The sequence below is a fragment of the Mycobacterium sp. genome (assembly GCF_035314905.1).
GTDB lineage: Bacteria > Actinomycetota > Actinomycetes > Mycobacteriales > Mycobacteriaceae > Mycobacterium.
Genome location: NZ_DATFYW010000188.1, coordinates 16,654 through 31,122, shown reverse-complemented (window position 1 = coordinate 31,122; position 14,469 = coordinate 16,654). Strand labels below are relative to the sequence as shown.

Sequence of the window (14,469 nt, the reverse complement as noted above, 5' to 3'; positions counted from 1 at the left end):
TGTTTGTATTCAGTTGACGCAGGGGCGACAGGACTTGAACCTGCAACCTGCGGTTTTGGAGACCGCTGCTCTGCCAGTTGAGCTACGCCCCTTCGAGGTTGGCAGGCCAACCGCCGTGTCGGGGCCTACACAGTTCGCGCGCTCCCCATTCGGTCCCGACAAACCGGGAATATCCGATGGACAGCGCGCTGTAGTGGGAAAACCCCGAGGTCCGAGTGTACATCGGCCCAGGTCTGAGTTACTAATCCCGACTACTCGCCGACGGCTTTCCTCATCACCTGGCCGCTGGCCGGGTCCCATTTGATCTGGATCGAGTTGTCACCCTCATGGCCCATCAGCGTGGTGTAGGCCTCCATCACGATCTCGCCGTCATCATCGACGCAGATGTTCTTGGTGACGACGATGTCGGCGCCGAACCGCTCGTCCACCGAGAAGACCTCAACGCGGCACCACAGCTTGTCGCCGGCACGAATCGGTCTGTGGTACACGAACTTCTGGTCGACCTGCACGATCTGCATGGTTTCCATACCGACGTCGACTTTCCGGAAGAAGTCCTGCTGGACCAGCAAGGCGACGGTGGACAGGAAGGTCAGCGGTGCGACGATGGCGTCGTGACCCAGGTCGGCGGCCGCATCTTCGTCGTAGCTGGCCGGGTCCTCGACCTTGATCGCCCTCGCATACTGGCGGATCTGTTCGCGGCCGACGAGGAAATAGTCGGGGTAGGGGTGCACCATCCCCCGGATGTCTGTCTTGAGAGCCATGGCTAGGCTAGCTTCGCAGTCGCGACCGCGCGGCCGAAGATCTTCTTGCCGCCCGTGGTGGCCGACAGTGCGATCGTCACCAGCTTGGTCTCCGGCTCCACCGACTTGACGCGGCCGCTGAACACGATCTCCGCGCCCCTACCGTCGTTGGGCACCGGCACCACGGCGGTGAACCGAACGTTGAACTCCTTGACGGCTCCTGGGTCGCCGACCCAGGACGTGACGTAGCCGCCGCCCAGGCCCATGGTGAGCATGCCGTGGGCGATGGCGGTGTCCAGCCCCACCTGTTTGGCGATGTCGTCGTCCCAATGAATCGGGTTCAGGTCGCCCGAGACGCCGGCATAGTTCACCAGATCCTGGCGGCTCAGCGGAATGACCTTCTCTGGCAGCTGGTCACCGACCTTCACCGAACTGAACTCACGCAGTGCCATCGCTAAAGCCCTCTTCTCCGTCTTCGCCGCTACGCCCCGCAAGGGTGGTGTAGGTCTCCTGTACTACTTCACCGTCCTGGTTGGTGACGATGTTCTTGGTGACGATGATGTCAGCGCCGAACGACTGCCGAATCGAGTGAACGTATACGTCGCAGTACAGTCGGTCGCCGGCTTTGATCGGCTGGAGGATCTTGAGCTCCTGGTCAACCTGGACGATTTTGGCGTCCTGAATGTCGATGTCGGCGTTCTCGAAGAACGCACTCTGAGCCTGATAGCCGAACACGGATATGAACGTCAGCGGTGCCAGCAGCGCGCCGTAGCCCAGCTCGGCGGCGGCCTTTTCGTCGAAGAACGCGGGATCGGCGTTCTTGACGGCCACCGCGTACTCGCGAATCTTCTCCCGGCCGACCACGTAGTGATCGGGGTACCGGTAGTGCATCCCAACGATTCGTTCGGATATGGACACGGGTCTAGAACCTACCTAGTCAAGCTCAGCAACCGCGAACCGGCGCTAGCGTGTCTCCCGGTGCGGCTGGTGCTTGCCGCAGTTCGGGCAGAACTTCTTCAGCTCGAGGCGGTCGGGGTCGTTGCGACGGTTCTTCTTCGTGATGTAGTTGCGGTGCTTGCACACCTCACAGGCCAGGGTGATCTTGGGCCGGATGTCGGTACTGGAGGCCACGGGGGCTGCCTTCTTTCACGCTTCTCGTTGTTGTCTTGTAGCGATGGCCGGACTCGAACCGGCGACCTAACGATTATGAGTCGTTCGCTCTAACCGACTGAGCTACATCGCCTCGTGATGACTCGCGCCAGTCAGCCCGGCGTCCACCGAGCCCCCTAACGGAATCGAACCGTTGACCTTTTCCTTACCATGGAAACGCTCTGCCGACTGAGCTAAGGGGGCCTGACCCGCGCAAGGGCCCAATAGAGGTTACAGGCTGGCGCAGTAGCCCGCCAAACAGCCGGTTGGCGTCCTGCCCCTACCCTTGAGTCATGGCAATGGACGACCGTCTCTACTTTCGCCAGCTGCTGTCCGGGCGAGACTTCGCGGCCAACGACGTCCTGGCGCGGCAGATGCTCAACTTCGCCTACCTGATCGGCGACCGCGAGACGGGCGATGCCATGGTCGTCGACCCCGCATACGCCGCCGGCGACCTCGTCGACGCCGTCGAAGCCGACGGGATGCGCCTGTCGGGTGTGCTCGTCACACACCACCACCCCGACCATGTCGGCGGCTCGATGATGGGCTTCGAGCTGAAGGGCCTCGCCGAGCTGCTGGAGCGCGTCAGCGTGCCCGTCCACGTCAACACCCACGAAGCGCCATGGGTGTCCCGGGTGACGGGGATTCCGGAGAGGGACCTGACCACACACGATCACGGTGACAAGGTCGGCATCGGCGACATCGAAATCGAGCTGCTGCACACGCCCGGCCACACCCCGGGCAGCCAGTGCTTCCTGCTCGACGGGCGCCTCGTCGCCGGGGACACCTTGTTCCTGGAGGGCTGCGGCAGGACCGACTTCCCCGGCGGCGACGTCGACGACATGTACCGCAGCCTGCACCAGCTGGCCGACCTGCCTGGCGACCCGACGGTCTACCCCGGGCACTGGTATTCCGCCGAGCCCAGCGCCGCGCTCTCGGAGGTCCGCCGCACCAACTACGTGTTCCGGCCGACCAGCCTGCAGCAGTGGCGGATGCTGATGGGCGGCGCCTGACTTCAGCAGCGCCACCCCCGTCGGTGCGGCCCTTGTTTTTCGGAACAACGTTACGTAACGTCCTTTCACATGGGTGATCGAGTTCACTACACGGTCGACGCGTCGGTCGCGACGATCCAGATGGACGATGGCAAGGTCAACGCGCTGTCGCCCGATATGCAGCGCGAGATCAACGAAGCCCTCGACCATGCCGAACTGGAGGGGATTGGTGCGGTGGTCATCGCCGGCAACAACCGGGTGTTCAGCGGCGGTTTCGACCTCGGCGTGCTGACGGCGGGGGGTGAGGCCGCGATCGGCATGCTCGCGGGCGGCTTCGAACTCGCCGCACGGATATTGGCGTTCCCCAAGCCGGTGGTGATGGCGTGCACCGGCCACGCGATCGCGATGGGCTCGTTTCTGCTGCTCAGCGGCGACCACCTGGTCGGCTCCCCCGACCACCGGGTGATGGCGAACGAGGTGGCGATCGGGTTGACGATGCCGCGCGCCGCGCTGGCGATCCTGCGCCATCGACTCACCCCCGCGGCGTATCAGCGAGCGGTCGGGCTGGCCGTCCCGTTCGTCGGCGAAGCAGCCGTCGCCGCAGGCTATCTCGACGAGCTGGTGCGGTCGGACCGGGTGCGTGTGCGCGCCGAGGAGCTCGCGCGGAACTTCACCGCGCTGGACGCCAGGGCGCACTCGGCCAGCAAGCTGCTCGCCCGCGCTGAGGTCCTCGACGCCGTCCGCACCGCGATCGACTCGGAATTCCGGCCGGCCCAGTAGGTATCGGGTGCCGCGGGCTAAGCAACGCACGCCCCAGCTTCGCGACAAGGTGCTCGACGTCGCCCTCACCGCGCTGAACGAGCACGGGATCGCGGGCTTCACCACGCGCCGGGTGGCCGAGCTGGCGGGCACGTCGGTGCCGGCCCTGTACGAGCTGTTCGAGGACAAGGCCGGATTGGTCCGCCACGTGTTCTTCGAGGGCTTTCGGCTGCTGGGCCGCGATCTGGCCACGGTGCCTGCGACGGACGATCCGCTCGCGGATGTGGAAGGGCTTGCGCCGGTGTTCCGCAGGTTCTGCCTGCGGCGGCCTGCCCTTGCGCAGGTGATGTTCACCCGGCCGTTCGCGGACTTCGATCCCGGCCCTGACGAGGTGGCGGCCGGCGCGTCGGTGCGCGAGGTCTTCATCGGGCGCATCCGGCGATGCGTCGACGCGGGACTACTGGTCGGCGACCCCACCGACATCGCGCACGTGTTGCTGGCCTTGGTGCAAGGCCTGGCCGTCCAGGAGGGCGGCCGATGGCTCGGGAACTCGCGCGTGTCGGTGAACCGGCGATGGACGCTCGGGGTGACGACGCTGCTGCGGGGATTTGCCACGAGCTGAAAGCGGGGGTTTGTCCTCCCAATGGTTGCTGTGGTACTCATGTCATGGCCAACAAGCTGCAACGACTGGTGCGGTTGATCGTCGCTGAGGGTTGCGTCGTGATTGGTGGGGTGGCTTCGGCCCGGCGAATGAGGAAAGGTGGAACGCCGTGGGGTGGATCAAGGACCGTTGGCACGACGTGACTCACGCCGGGTCCGGCACCTGGTTGGCGGTGGCCCTCTGGGCTGCGGTAATCCTCGGCATTATCGCGCTGGTCTATGTCAGCCGACAGCTGAAGCGGAACCGGGAACTCAAGATCGAGCAGATGCGGCCGCATGTCGCGATGTTCATGGAGCCCCATGCCGCCGATTGGCACGTCGTCGAGCTGGTGGTCAGGAACTTCGGCCAGACCGCGGCATACGACGTCGAGTTCTCGTTCCTGAACCCGCCGACCGTCGCGCAGTACGAAAACGCGCACGACGGCATGGTCGACATCGCCGAGTTGCGGCTCCCCGGTGAACTCCCCGTCCTGGCGCCTGGCCAGGAATGGCGAACGGTGTGGGATTCATCGCTCGATCGCTATGAGCTGGGCGGGTCGATCGAGTGGCGTTTCGTGGGCACGGTGAGCTACCACGACCGTCCCGACCACAAGACTGGGTGGCGAAAGTTCAGAGACCGCCGCCGGTCCTACAAGACCAACGTCGTGCTGGACTGGGACGACCTGCAACCGGTGCAGCGCGTCGAGCTGATGACAACGCACGACCTGGCCAAGCGGGAGAAGCAGAAGCTGGAATTGCTGCGGACCTTGCTGACGTATTTCCACTATGCCGGCGAGGAGACGCGCGCGGAGGTCTATCGCAGTGAAATCGATCGGATCAACCGCGCCACTGAGGAAGTCAGGGACCGATTGCGCGTCAAGCAGCTGGAGGCGCCCACCGATGTTCGACTGCCCCGCCTGCAGCCCCCGGCACAGGACGAGGATCACGAACCGGAAACAGAGCTGATCCCGGCGGAATCGGACGAAGGACGCCACCGCGAGCAGCCCGTCTAGGAGCTGCGCCGCCCTCGTTCAACGCGCCTACCCCAGTTCGACACGCCTACCCCAGGAGGAGGCGGCGCACAATTCTGACTTTGGCCCCTGCCGAAGACGGCCGACCAGCGCGCACAATCTAAGCGGGATGCGCAGAAGGGAGCGGGCGATGAAGGCGAACGTTGGCGACTGGCTGGTTGTGAAGGGGACGACCGTCGAGCGGCACGAGCAGCGCGGGATGATCGTCGAGGTGCGCTCGAGAGACGGCTCACCACCCTACGTGGTGCGTTGGGCCGGCGACCACGTCACGACGGTGTATCCGGGTCCTGACGCCATCGTCGTAACGAGCGCGGAACAAGAAGCTGCCGACGCAAGGGCCCGGCAACGGTCGGCGTCCACCTGAATCACAGGCCTTGCAGCGTCGCGCTATTGACGCAGATGTCAAGCGCTGGCCGCCGGCACCGCCCGGGCCGAGCCGATTTTTGCACCTCAGTACCACTGGTGCCCGGGGGACTTGGATCCGGGGTGGGGCTTCAACTGGGACGCCGGCGACTGCCACGATGACCACTACCGCGACAGGGACGCCGACGACCACAGCCACGACTGGTGGGGCGGCCCGCCGCCACCGCCGGCGCCGTGGCAACCGTGGGCACTAGGCCGAGCGGCAAAACCAAATGCAGGCAATCGAACCGGGCCGGGCGCCAGTTCGTATCGCTATGTGTCGAGACCTCGAGACCTGCCCCGGCGTCGGCCCGTCACCTGTCCGGGGTGACGGGCCGACTGCGCAGATCAGTCGACGGAACCTTGATAGCGTTGTGCGAACTGAGCGGGGGGCACCGGCCACTGCTCGCCCCGATCACCCTTGACGATCCAGGCGCCTTCCGGCGCCGTCACCGGGCCCTCCAGCGTGTCGATCGTCTCGCCGTCCCTGGCCGGCCTTGCGAACACGAATCCCTTTCTGCGCCAATGCCCATCGTCGACGTGTTCGTAGCTGTCCCGGAAGATGTCGCCCCGCACCGACCACCGATGTCCCGAGGAATCCCGCACCAGCCAGTCGCCCGCCGCCGCGCGCATGGTGTCCCGTGATTCCGTCGTCCAGGTCCATGCCGCAGATCAGAATCCAGCGCATTGCGGACCTGGCGCCGATTGGACCCGCGGTAGCACCTCACCGCCGGCGGCAAACCGTTTTTGACAGACGGGGTCATCGCCGCAGCGCCAGATATGCGATCGACGCGGCCGTCAATATCAGCAGCGCGATCCGGACGCGATGCATGATGCCGACCTCGTGCGGTCGCACCGGCCCTGACGCCAAGCGCCTGCCATCGACCGAGAGACCCGAACGATTGCATCGCTCAACCGGACGAAGCGCAGCCGGCGACAACCATGGGTCAATCATTCATGGCCGGCGCTGGTTTGTTGGATCGTTGTCGAAAAGACCAGAACCGATTCAGCCGCCGTGCGGTTTGCTGCTTTTCTCCCCAAACAGACAGCGACCAGACTTATGCTTAGCTAAGCGATTGCGTTGCGGCGGTGGCTGAGTCCGGGCTGAAAAAGCCAGTGTCATTGCCGGTCAAAATTTTTCGGCGGCGTAAAAGTTTGGTGAGCGGGGTTGCGGCGGGTGACCGCTTCGGCGCTTAAGCGGCCCGCAGTGTTGGGAATCGTTGGGTCGCAACCCCACTCTGGGCGGTAATGCTAAGCCCGTGACAGTAACTTTCTGAGCGCGTCGAACTGTGAATCGACTGAGCTTTTGGGGGCTGGTGGCTGGCAGTAGCGTGCTCGGCATCAGCTGGGTACCGCTGTGTGACGAGCAACACGTGCCCGAGACCGCCGGCCGCTCCACTCCGAAAAAGCCGATGTCCACCAGTCGTGATGCGGGACGGGCCGCAACGGCGTCACCGGGCGGTGGTTTGGGATGCGCGGCGGCGGGGCAAGGTAGGGGATGTGGCCGCGACAGGGCTTCCTACGGTCGCGGCCGTCGGGGGGCGATCACGTAAGTGAACACCCGGGAGGGAACAAACAGGTATGTATATGAAACAGAGGGCTGGCGCCGCGGCGATCGCCGTCGGCGTTGGCATGTCAGGACTCGCGCTCGGCGCAGGGCTCGCGAATGCTGCCCCGCCGCCGTCGCCGTCGCCGTGCAGTCAGCCGAACTGCCAGCCCGGCAGCGCTGAGCAAGGGGGCCCGAACGCCCCGGGCAACCCGCCTCAGGGCGGGCCGAACAACCCCGGCACTCCGCCGAACGCCGGCCCGAACAACCCGGGCAACGCCGGCCCGAACAACCAGGCCGGACCGAACAACGCACCGAGCGGTAGGTTCGGTCAAGGTAACGCGCAGCAGGGCGGCCCCACGAATGCACCTCGTGGATTCAGCACACCGGGCAACGGTGCGCCTCCGGTACCGCGCGAGGGTGACCGGGGATGGAATGACGGTCCGCCGCCCGGCGGCCCGCCGCGCGACTGGGACGGCCCGCCGCCTCCCGGAGGCTGGGACGGCCCGCCGCCTCCCGGTGGCTGGAACCGCCACTGGGACGGACCGCCGCGTGACATAGATCAGGCGCGGTTCGATCACCAGCCGTTCGATTGGGACGACTACCAGGCCGTCCCGGTGTTCGATCCGAACCTGGGCTGGGGATTCTGGTTCTTCGGACTCTGGATGCCGCTGTAAATCGGCCCGCTTGACGGAGATCACTTCCGGCGTCGCGGACGGTCCTCAGCCGGGCTGTTCGCGGCGCCGGAAGCCGTCTGTCGGCGAATCGCTCGGATCAGTCAACCATGGCACCGGCGGCGGCATGAGTGCGGATGATTCGGGGCTCTTCGTAACCGGAGTCGCTCACCGCACGCCGCACCGAGTCGCCGATGGCCTCGGCGCCGTCGGCGGGAACCAACGCGATCACGCAGCCACCGAAGCCGCCGCCGGTCATCCGGGCTCCCAGCGCGCCGGCCCGCACCGCGGTGTCGGCGATCAGATCGAGGTGGTCGGTGGTGATGTGGAAGTCATCCCGCATCGAGACATGCGACGCCGTCAGGATGCGGCCCGCCTCGTCCAGATTGCGATCGCCCAGCGCGGCAACGAAATCCAGCACCCGCTGATTCTCGGTCAGGATGTGGCGCGCGCGTCGGGCATCTACCCGATCGCTCACGCCTTCGAGCACGGCCGGTCCGCGGTCTTGCAGCTCACGAAGCGAAACGACGCCCAGATCGGCGGCCGCCCGTTCACACGACTCGCGCCGTGCCGCGTATTCGCCGCCCGCGTGGCGATGCCGCGCCCGAGAGTCGATGAGCAGCAACGCGGCATCCGACGCTTCGGGATCGAAGGTCACCGGCTGGACGGTCACCTCACGGAAGTCGATCAGCAGCGCCTTGGACGGCTCCCCGAAGAGCGCAGCCAGCTGGTCCATCAGCCCCGTTGGGGCGCCGACGTATTCGTTCTCGGCCCGCTGGGCGATGCGTGCCTGTTCCACCCGGTCGACCGGGACGCCGGCTGCAGACGTGATCGCGCCGAGGACCGCGCATTCCAGCGCCGCCGACGATGCCAGGCCCGAACCCATCTCGACGTCGCTCGCTACCGACATCGTGCCCCCCACAACCGGGTGGCCCGCACGGCGCAGCGCCCACATGACGCCGGCGACATACGCAGCCCAGCCGACGACTTCGCCCGGCGCGGCATCGAGTGGGATCGCGACCGTGCCGTCTGCACCTTCGCTGCCCACCGTGATCGCGTCGCCGTCGTCGGGGTCGAATGTCACCAGGGTGCGTTCCGGCAGCGCGATCGGAAGCGCGAAGCCGAGGTTGTAGTCGGTGTGCTCCCCGATCAGATTGATCCGGCCCGGCGCCGAATACCTGATGGTCATCGAAGCTCCCGCAGGCGGTGCGCGACGTCCTCCGGGATGACGTCGCTGATGAACGCGTCCATCGCCGACTCGGACGCGGCCAGGTACTTCAATTTGGTGGCGCTGCGCCTTGTCGACATCAGCTCGACGTGAAAGTATCCCTCCCGTTGCTCCTCGTTGTCGGCGTACTGGTGCAGCGCGGACATGTACGGCAGCGGCGCGTTGTACATGCGGTCGAACCGCCTGAGCACGTCGACATAGATCTCGGCGAATCCGCTTCGCTCCGCGTCGTCGAGCTCGATAAGGTTGTGCACGAACCTGTTCGGATAGATGTGAACTTCGACGGGCCAGCGCGCGGCGAAGGGCACGAACGCGGTGAACAGGCCGGTGCGCGCGACGACACGGCTGCCGTCGGCAACTTCGTGCGCGAGCAGGTCCGCAAACAGGTTGCTGCCGTTGCGCGCCGCGTGTCTCCGCGCCTGGCGCAGCATCTCGTCCGCCCGCGGCGTCAGGAACGGATACCCGTAGATCTGGCCGTGCGGGTGGGTGAGCGTCACGCCGATCTCCTCGCCCCGGTTCTCGAAACAGAACACCTGCTCGATCCCGGGCCGGCCCATCAGGTCGGCGGTCCGGTGCCGCCATGCGTCGACGACGAGGCGGGCGTGGCCGGGCTCGAGGGCGGCGAACGATGCTGTGTGGTTGCTGGAGAAGCAGATGACTTCGCAGCGGCCGTGGCCGGGCGCGGAAACGAAGTCGGTGTCCTCGTGGGTCGGAAGGTGAGCCGGCGACCTTCCGGCCCCGGAAAGGCTCGGGAAGCGGTTCTCGAAGACGGCGACGTCGTAGTCGGGGGCGGGCACCTCACTCGTCACGCCGGACGGCCCGGGACACAGCGGGCATTGATCGGCGGCCGGCTTGTAGGTGCGGTCTTGGCGCAGCGCTGCGATGACCACCCACTGGCCGGCCTGGCGGTCGAACCGCAGCCGCGATTGATGAGTTTCGCGCGGGGGCAGTTGCCGCCGGTCGGGAACAGGTTCCGGGGAATGGCCGGGCAACGCGAAGAACAACAGGTCGCGGCCGTCGGCCAGCGGCCACCGGGTCGGCGCTGTCGCGGTGTCTCTCACGAACACAAGTAAACATCTAAGGTGAGCGGCCGCGGCAAACTGTTACGTTCTCCGGTGGCACCTGCGACGGACGCCCTCTACCGAGGAGTTGATCGACCACGACTACCACCCTGCGGGCCGACAACGTCATGCAACTCCACGTCGGCGCACTCGACTACGTGTTGATCGCGGTCTATTTCGTGTTCGTTCTCGGCATCGGCTACCTGGCGCGCAGCCAAATCGCATCGAGCCTTGACTTCTTCCTGTCGGGACGGCGGCTTCCGGCGTGGGTCACCGGCATCGCGTTCGTGTCCGCGAACCTCGGCGCGGTCGAGATCATGGGCATGTCGGCCAACGGCGCCCAGATCGGCCTGTCCACAATGCATTACTACTGGATCGGCGCCGTCCCGGCGATGCTGTTCCTCGGCGTGGTGATGATGCCGTTCTACTACGGATCCAAGGTGCGCAGCGTACCCGAGTTCATGCGAAGGCGTTTCGGCACGGGCGCACATCTGGTGAACGCCATCAGCTTTGCCGCCGCGCAGGTGCTGATCGCCGGTGTCAACCTGTTCCTGCTGGCGACGGTGATCAATGCGCTGCTCGGCTGGAGCAAATGGGTGTCGCTGATCGTCGCGGCGGCGATCGTGCTGACCTACACCGCGCTCGGCGGGCTGTCGGCGGCGATCTACAACGAGGTGCTGCAGTTCTTCGTGATCCTCGCCGCGCTCGTCCCGCTCACGGTTTTCGGGCTCATCAAGGTCGGTGGCTTCAGCGGTCTGCGGGACGAGGTGGTCGACACCCACAGGGCCGACGGCTCGGTGACCGCGTCGGTGCACGAGCAGCTCACGACCTGGCCCGGTCAGGCGCTGAGCGGATTCTCCAGCCCGGTCTGGTCGGTGATCGGGATCGTGTTCGGGCTCGGATTCGTGTTGTCTTTTGGGTATTGGACGACCAACTTCGTCGAGGTACAGCGCGCGATGGCGTCGAATTCGATGTCGGCGGCGCGCCGCGCTCCGATCATCGGGTCGTTTCCGAAGATGCTGATCCCGTTCGTCGTGGTGGTGCCCGGGATGATCGCCGCGGCGGTGATCGGTGACATGATTCACCTGAAAGCCACCGGCCGGGGCAGTGTCACCTACAACGACGCGATGTTGTTGATGATCCGCGACATATTGCCCAACGGGCTGCTCGGTGTTGCGGTGGCCGGCCTGATCGCATCGTTCATGGCTGGTATGGCCGCCAACATCTCGGCGTTCAATACCGTGTTCAGCTACGACATCTGGCAGCAGTACGCGGTCAAGGACCGCTCCGACAACTACTACATCCAGGTGGGCCGATACGCGACGGTGGCCGCGACCGTGCTGGCGGTCTTCACGGCACTGATCGCGTCGGGCTACTCCAACCTGATGGACTACCTGCAGACGCTGTTCGGCTTCTTCAACGCGCCGCTGTTCGCGACGTTCATCCTCGGCATGTTCTGGAAGAGGATGACCGCGACCGCCGGCTGGGTGGGTCTGGTCGCCGGAACACTCTCTGCGGTCGTGGTTTTCATGCTGTCCAAGGTCGGGGTCATCGATCTGCCCGGGCAGGGGATGCCGTTCGTCGCGGCGGCGGCGGCGTTCATCGTCGACATCGTCCTCAGCGTGGCGGTGAGCATGGTGACGGCACCGAAACCGCACGGGGAATTGGCCGGCCTCGTCTACGGGGAGACGAACGTGCCGATCTTGTCCGACCCCGAGGACGCCGGGAAGCCGTGGTACCTGAAACCGGTTCCGCTGGCCGGGGTCATGCTCGTACTCGTCGTCATCCTCAACGTCGTCTTCCACTGAGTTACCGAGGTGCCGCCATGACCACACCACATACCGACAAGGCGCTCGTTCGCCTCTTCGACATCCGCACCATCGTCGGCGCGCTGCTCGCGATTTACGGTGTGGTGCTGACCATCGCCGGATTCGTCCCGGCGGTGCTGCGCGATCACGACGACAAGGCCGCGACCGGCGATCGGGTCGCCCTCTACATCGGCACCGACGCGAACTGGTGGGTCGGACTGATTTTGGTCGGCGTCGCCGCCGTGTTCTTCACATGGGCGTTCTTGCGTCCTGTGCCGGTCGAGGAGGTCGAACGGGCGGTCAGAGAGGAGGAGGGATCGGCGGGCTAGCGAGCCGCGGTCCAGAAGGCCTCCATGGTCAAGACCTCCTACACCCTGCGGTTCGCCGTGCTGCTGACTGCTGCGAACGCGTTCCTCGACGCCTATACCTACATCACGCGCGGCGGGGTGTTCGCCAACGTACAGACCGCGAACGTGATCTTCGGCGCCATCGAGGTTTCCCGCCGGCATTGGGCCGACGCGCTCGGCCATCTCTGGCCGATATTGGCGTTTTTTGCGGGCGTGCTGACGTCTTCGCACATCAAGTCCGTCAGTTCGCCGAAGCTGCTCCGCCACCCCCTGCGGTGGATCATGGCGAGCCAGGCGGCGGCGCTGGCGGCGGTCGGGTTCGTCCCTGCCTCCGTCCCGCCCAGTTTTGTGACGATCCCGATCTCATATCTCGCGGCCAACCAGATGGGCCTGTTCCGCAACATCGGCGATCTGCCGTACATGCCCATCGCGACAACCGGCAATCTGATGCGCTTCGTCGAAGCCGGATATACGGGATTCATTGACGGCCAGGCCGGTTCACGTAAAGCCTTCCGGATATACGGAATCCTCACCATCACGTTCGCATTGGGCGCCGCGGTGGGGGCGCTCGCCAGCTTCGACTGGGGTGTGCACGCGATCTGGATTCCTGCGGTTTTCATCGCGTTGACAGTTGTCCTGTTTGTGATCGACGAACGCGAGGGCCTCGAGCCGTAGACCTACCTGCACACGGGCGAGGCCCGCAGCAGTGTCACCGCGTGCGGGGGTACGACCCCGCTGGTCACGGCGCCGGTTGTTTTGGTGTCGGTGTGCGCCCACAGATCGCGGACGGCGTAGCAGGGCGCGGGACCGAGTCCTGCCTCGGCTGCGCTGGTGTTGATCGTCACGGGGTTCTCGCCCGCATTGAAGAACGCGACCGCGACCCCGCCGTCGGAAAGCTGCTTCGTCGCCACCCGCCCATCGGTGGGCAATGGGTGCGCTGGCGCGACACGGGGATCCTGATCGACGGCGATCACCTCGCGGTTGGTGAGGATGTCGCGGGTCTGCGGCGTCATCGACCGCACGTCGTTACCGGCGATCAGCGGCGCGGACAGCATGGCCCACAGCGAAAGGTGTGCGCGCTGCTCGGTGTCGGTGAGGTTGGGCTGCTGGAGCAGAATGTGAGCCAGTTGATCGTCGCTCAGGGCCGCCATCGCGCGGAGCTGGGCCACTTGGTCGCCCGGCACGTCCCCGACCGTGAGGCCGTCGCGGATGCTCGGGAAGTGGCGGGCGACGAATTCGTCCCACCCGACGCCGACGACCATCATGTCGGGGTCTGCCCAGTAGCCCGGCTTGCTTCCGGTGACCACCTTTTCGGCGACGGAGAACTCATCGGGCACGCCGCGATAGGCGCCCGACGCGAAGGGGTCGAGGGGGCCGAGCGGAGGCAACGTGTCGCGCCACACCGGAACCAGGTCGGTGGTGGCGCGGGTCAGGTCGGCGATGCCCGACCAGTCGTAGCGCGACCCTGCGGTGTAGTCGTCGGAGCTGTTCGGGTTGATGCTGTAGACGATCGGCCGGCCGGTGGCCCGCAACGCGTCGCGCATTCGCGAGAAGACCTGCTTCTGCTCGTCGTGGTTGGCCTCCGCGCGGCACCAGTCGTACTTCAGGTAGTCCACCCCCCACGCTGCGAACGTCTGCGCGTCGAGGGTTTCGTGGCCGATACTGGCGAGCGCGGGCTGGGCGCTGCAGCCCTCGTCGTAGGGGCTCGCGTACACGCCGAGCATCATGCCGCGGTCGTGGGCGTAACGGGCCACCGCGGGAATGCCGCCGGGGAATCGGGCGGGGTCGGCCTGCAGCTCGCCGCGCGACCCACGCCGCGGGGCGGCCCAGCCCGCGTCGAGGTTGACGTAGCGGTAGCCGGCGTCGCGCATCCCGGAGGACACCATCGCGTCGACCGTGGCTTTGACGTTCTCCTCGGTGAGGTCGATACCCGAGTTCCAGGAGTTCCATCCCATCGGCGGTGTCGTCGGCAGCGATGACGGGGCAGGTCCTCGCGGCGCGGCGCAGCCGGCCTGGGTGGCCGCGAGCAGGCTCAGCGCGACGACGGTCGACAACAGCGGGGTTCGCACCGACGGCTTCCTTCCGAGCGAAGA

At 66.0% G+C, this 14,469-nt stretch carries 17 protein-coding genes and 3 tRNA genes; 9 read left to right on the top strand and 11 right to left on the bottom strand.

Features of this window, described 5'->3' with window-relative positions; all coding sequences use genetic code 11:
• Positions 1–19: 19 nt before the first annotated feature.
• From VKG81_RS16555 to VKG81_RS16525, 7 genes are all read right to left on the bottom strand, one after another.
• A tRNA-Trp gene (locus VKG81_RS16555) sits at positions 20–92 on the bottom strand.
• 159 nt (positions 93–251) lie between these two features.
• Positions 252–761, bottom strand: a complete 510-nt coding sequence (gene hadC, locus VKG81_RS16550) for a (3R)-hydroxyacyl-ACP dehydratase subunit HadC (RefSeq protein WP_324397644.1) — start codon at positions 759–761, stop codon at positions 252–254.
• A 2-nt stretch (positions 762–763) separates the two neighbouring features.
• On the bottom strand, positions 764–1,192 hold the full coding sequence (gene hadB / locus VKG81_RS16545) for a (3R)-hydroxyacyl-ACP dehydratase subunit HadB (RefSeq protein ID WP_324397643.1): 429 nt from the start codon (positions 1,190–1,192) through the stop codon (positions 764–766).
• Complete coding sequence (hadA, locus tag VKG81_RS16540; RefSeq protein WP_414685303.1) at positions 1,179–1,631, bottom strand: (3R)-hydroxyacyl-ACP dehydratase subunit HadA; 453 nt, start codon at positions 1,629–1,631, stop codon at positions 1,179–1,181. The genes hadB and hadA overlap by 14 nt, the downstream gene beginning before the upstream one ends.
• Before the next feature lie 72 nt (positions 1,632–1,703).
• On the bottom strand, positions 1,704–1,871 hold the full coding sequence (gene rpmG / locus VKG81_RS16535; RefSeq protein WP_048890310.1) for a 50S ribosomal protein L33: 168 nt from the start codon (positions 1,869–1,871) through the stop codon (positions 1,704–1,706).
• A 38-nt stretch (positions 1,872–1,909) separates the two neighbouring features.
• Positions 1,910–1,983: transfer RNA gene (locus VKG81_RS16530), tRNA-Met, on the bottom strand.
• A gap of 37 nt (positions 1,984–2,020) precedes the next feature.
• Positions 2,021–2,093: transfer RNA gene (locus VKG81_RS16525), tRNA-Thr, on the bottom strand.
• An 89-nt stretch (positions 2,094–2,182) separates the two neighbouring features.
• Between VKG81_RS16525 and VKG81_RS16520 the strand changes: the two genes are divergently transcribed.
• From VKG81_RS16520 to VKG81_RS16500, 5 genes are all read left to right on the top strand, one after another.
• Positions 2,183–2,902 carry an MBL fold metallo-hydrolase gene (locus VKG81_RS16520; protein WP_324397641.1) on the top strand — a complete coding sequence of 240 codons (720 nt, stop codon included), beginning with the start codon at positions 2,183–2,185 and terminating at the stop codon, positions 2,900–2,902.
• Between the two features lie 69 nt (positions 2,903–2,971).
• The gene (locus VKG81_RS16515; protein ID WP_324397640.1) at positions 2,972–3,661 is read left to right on the top strand and encodes a crotonase/enoyl-CoA hydratase family protein; all 690 of its coding nucleotides are present in this window, start codon (positions 2,972–2,974) and stop codon (positions 3,659–3,661) included.
• Between the two features lie 7 nt (positions 3,662–3,668).
• Positions 3,669–4,262 (top strand): TetR/AcrR family transcriptional regulator, encoded by a 594-nt coding sequence (locus VKG81_RS16510; protein ID WP_324397639.1) that lies wholly within the window; start codon positions 3,669–3,671, stop codon positions 4,260–4,262.
• Between the two features lie 148 nt (positions 4,263–4,410).
• Positions 4,411–5,292, top strand: coding sequence for a hypothetical protein (locus VKG81_RS16505; RefSeq protein WP_324397638.1), 882 nt, complete (start codon positions 4,411–4,413; stop codon positions 5,290–5,292).
• 148 nt (positions 5,293–5,440) lie between these two features.
• The gene (locus VKG81_RS16500) at positions 5,441–5,674 is read left to right on the top strand and encodes a DUF1918 domain-containing protein (protein WP_324397637.1); all 234 of its coding nucleotides are present in this window, start codon (positions 5,441–5,443) and stop codon (positions 5,672–5,674) included.
• 386 nt (positions 5,675–6,060) lie between these two features.
• Here VKG81_RS16500 and VKG81_RS16490 read toward each other — a convergent pair whose 3' ends face one another.
• Complete coding sequence (locus VKG81_RS16490; protein ID WP_324397636.1) at positions 6,061–6,345, bottom strand: hypothetical protein; 285 nt, start codon at positions 6,343–6,345, stop codon at positions 6,061–6,063.
• 954 nt (positions 6,346–7,299) lie between these two features.
• On the opposite strand from VKG81_RS16490, the gene VKG81_RS16485 reads away from it, so the two are divergent.
• The gene (locus VKG81_RS16485) at positions 7,300–7,935 is read left to right on the top strand and encodes an MAP_0585 family protein (RefSeq protein WP_414685301.1); all 636 of its coding nucleotides are present in this window, start codon (positions 7,300–7,302) and stop codon (positions 7,933–7,935) included.
• Positions 7,936–8,032: 97 nt separating this feature from the next.
• On the opposite strand, the gene VKG81_RS16480 is transcribed toward VKG81_RS16485, so the two are convergent.
• A complete protein-coding gene (locus tag VKG81_RS16480) occupies positions 8,033–9,121 on the bottom strand; it encodes a galactokinase (protein WP_324397634.1) in 1,089 nt (362 codons plus the stop codon).
• On the bottom strand, positions 9,118–10,221 hold the full coding sequence (gene galT / locus VKG81_RS16475; RefSeq protein WP_324397633.1) for a galactose-1-phosphate uridylyltransferase: 1,104 nt from the start codon (positions 10,219–10,221) through the stop codon (positions 9,118–9,120). Before galT ends, VKG81_RS16480 begins: the two co-directional genes overlap by 4 nt.
• Positions 10,222–10,349: 128 nt before the next feature.
• Here galT and VKG81_RS16470 point away from each other — a divergent pair, with 128 nt between their 5' ends.
• The 3 genes from VKG81_RS16470 to VKG81_RS16460 are packed head-to-tail and all read left to right on the top strand — an operon-like array spanning position 10,350 to position 13,051.
• A complete protein-coding gene (locus tag VKG81_RS16470; protein ID WP_324397632.1) occupies positions 10,350–12,029 on the top strand; it encodes a sodium:solute symporter family protein in 1,680 nt (559 codons plus the stop codon).
• 17 nt (positions 12,030–12,046) lie between these two features.
• Positions 12,047–12,358, top strand: coding sequence for a hypothetical protein (locus tag VKG81_RS16465; RefSeq protein WP_324397631.1), 312 nt, complete (start codon positions 12,047–12,049; stop codon positions 12,356–12,358).
• Positions 12,359–12,382: 24 nt separating this feature from the next.
• Positions 12,383–13,051, top strand: a complete 669-nt coding sequence (locus VKG81_RS16460; RefSeq protein ID WP_324397630.1) for a YoaK family protein — start codon at positions 12,383–12,385, stop codon at positions 13,049–13,051.
• Between the two features lie 2 nt (positions 13,052–13,053).
• Here VKG81_RS16460 and VKG81_RS16455 read toward each other — a convergent pair whose 3' ends face one another.
• On the bottom strand, positions 13,054–14,445 hold the full coding sequence (locus tag VKG81_RS16455) for a glycoside hydrolase family 27 protein (RefSeq protein ID WP_324397629.1): 1,392 nt from the start codon (positions 14,443–14,445) through the stop codon (positions 13,054–13,056).
• Positions 14,446–14,469 lie beyond the last annotated feature (24 nt).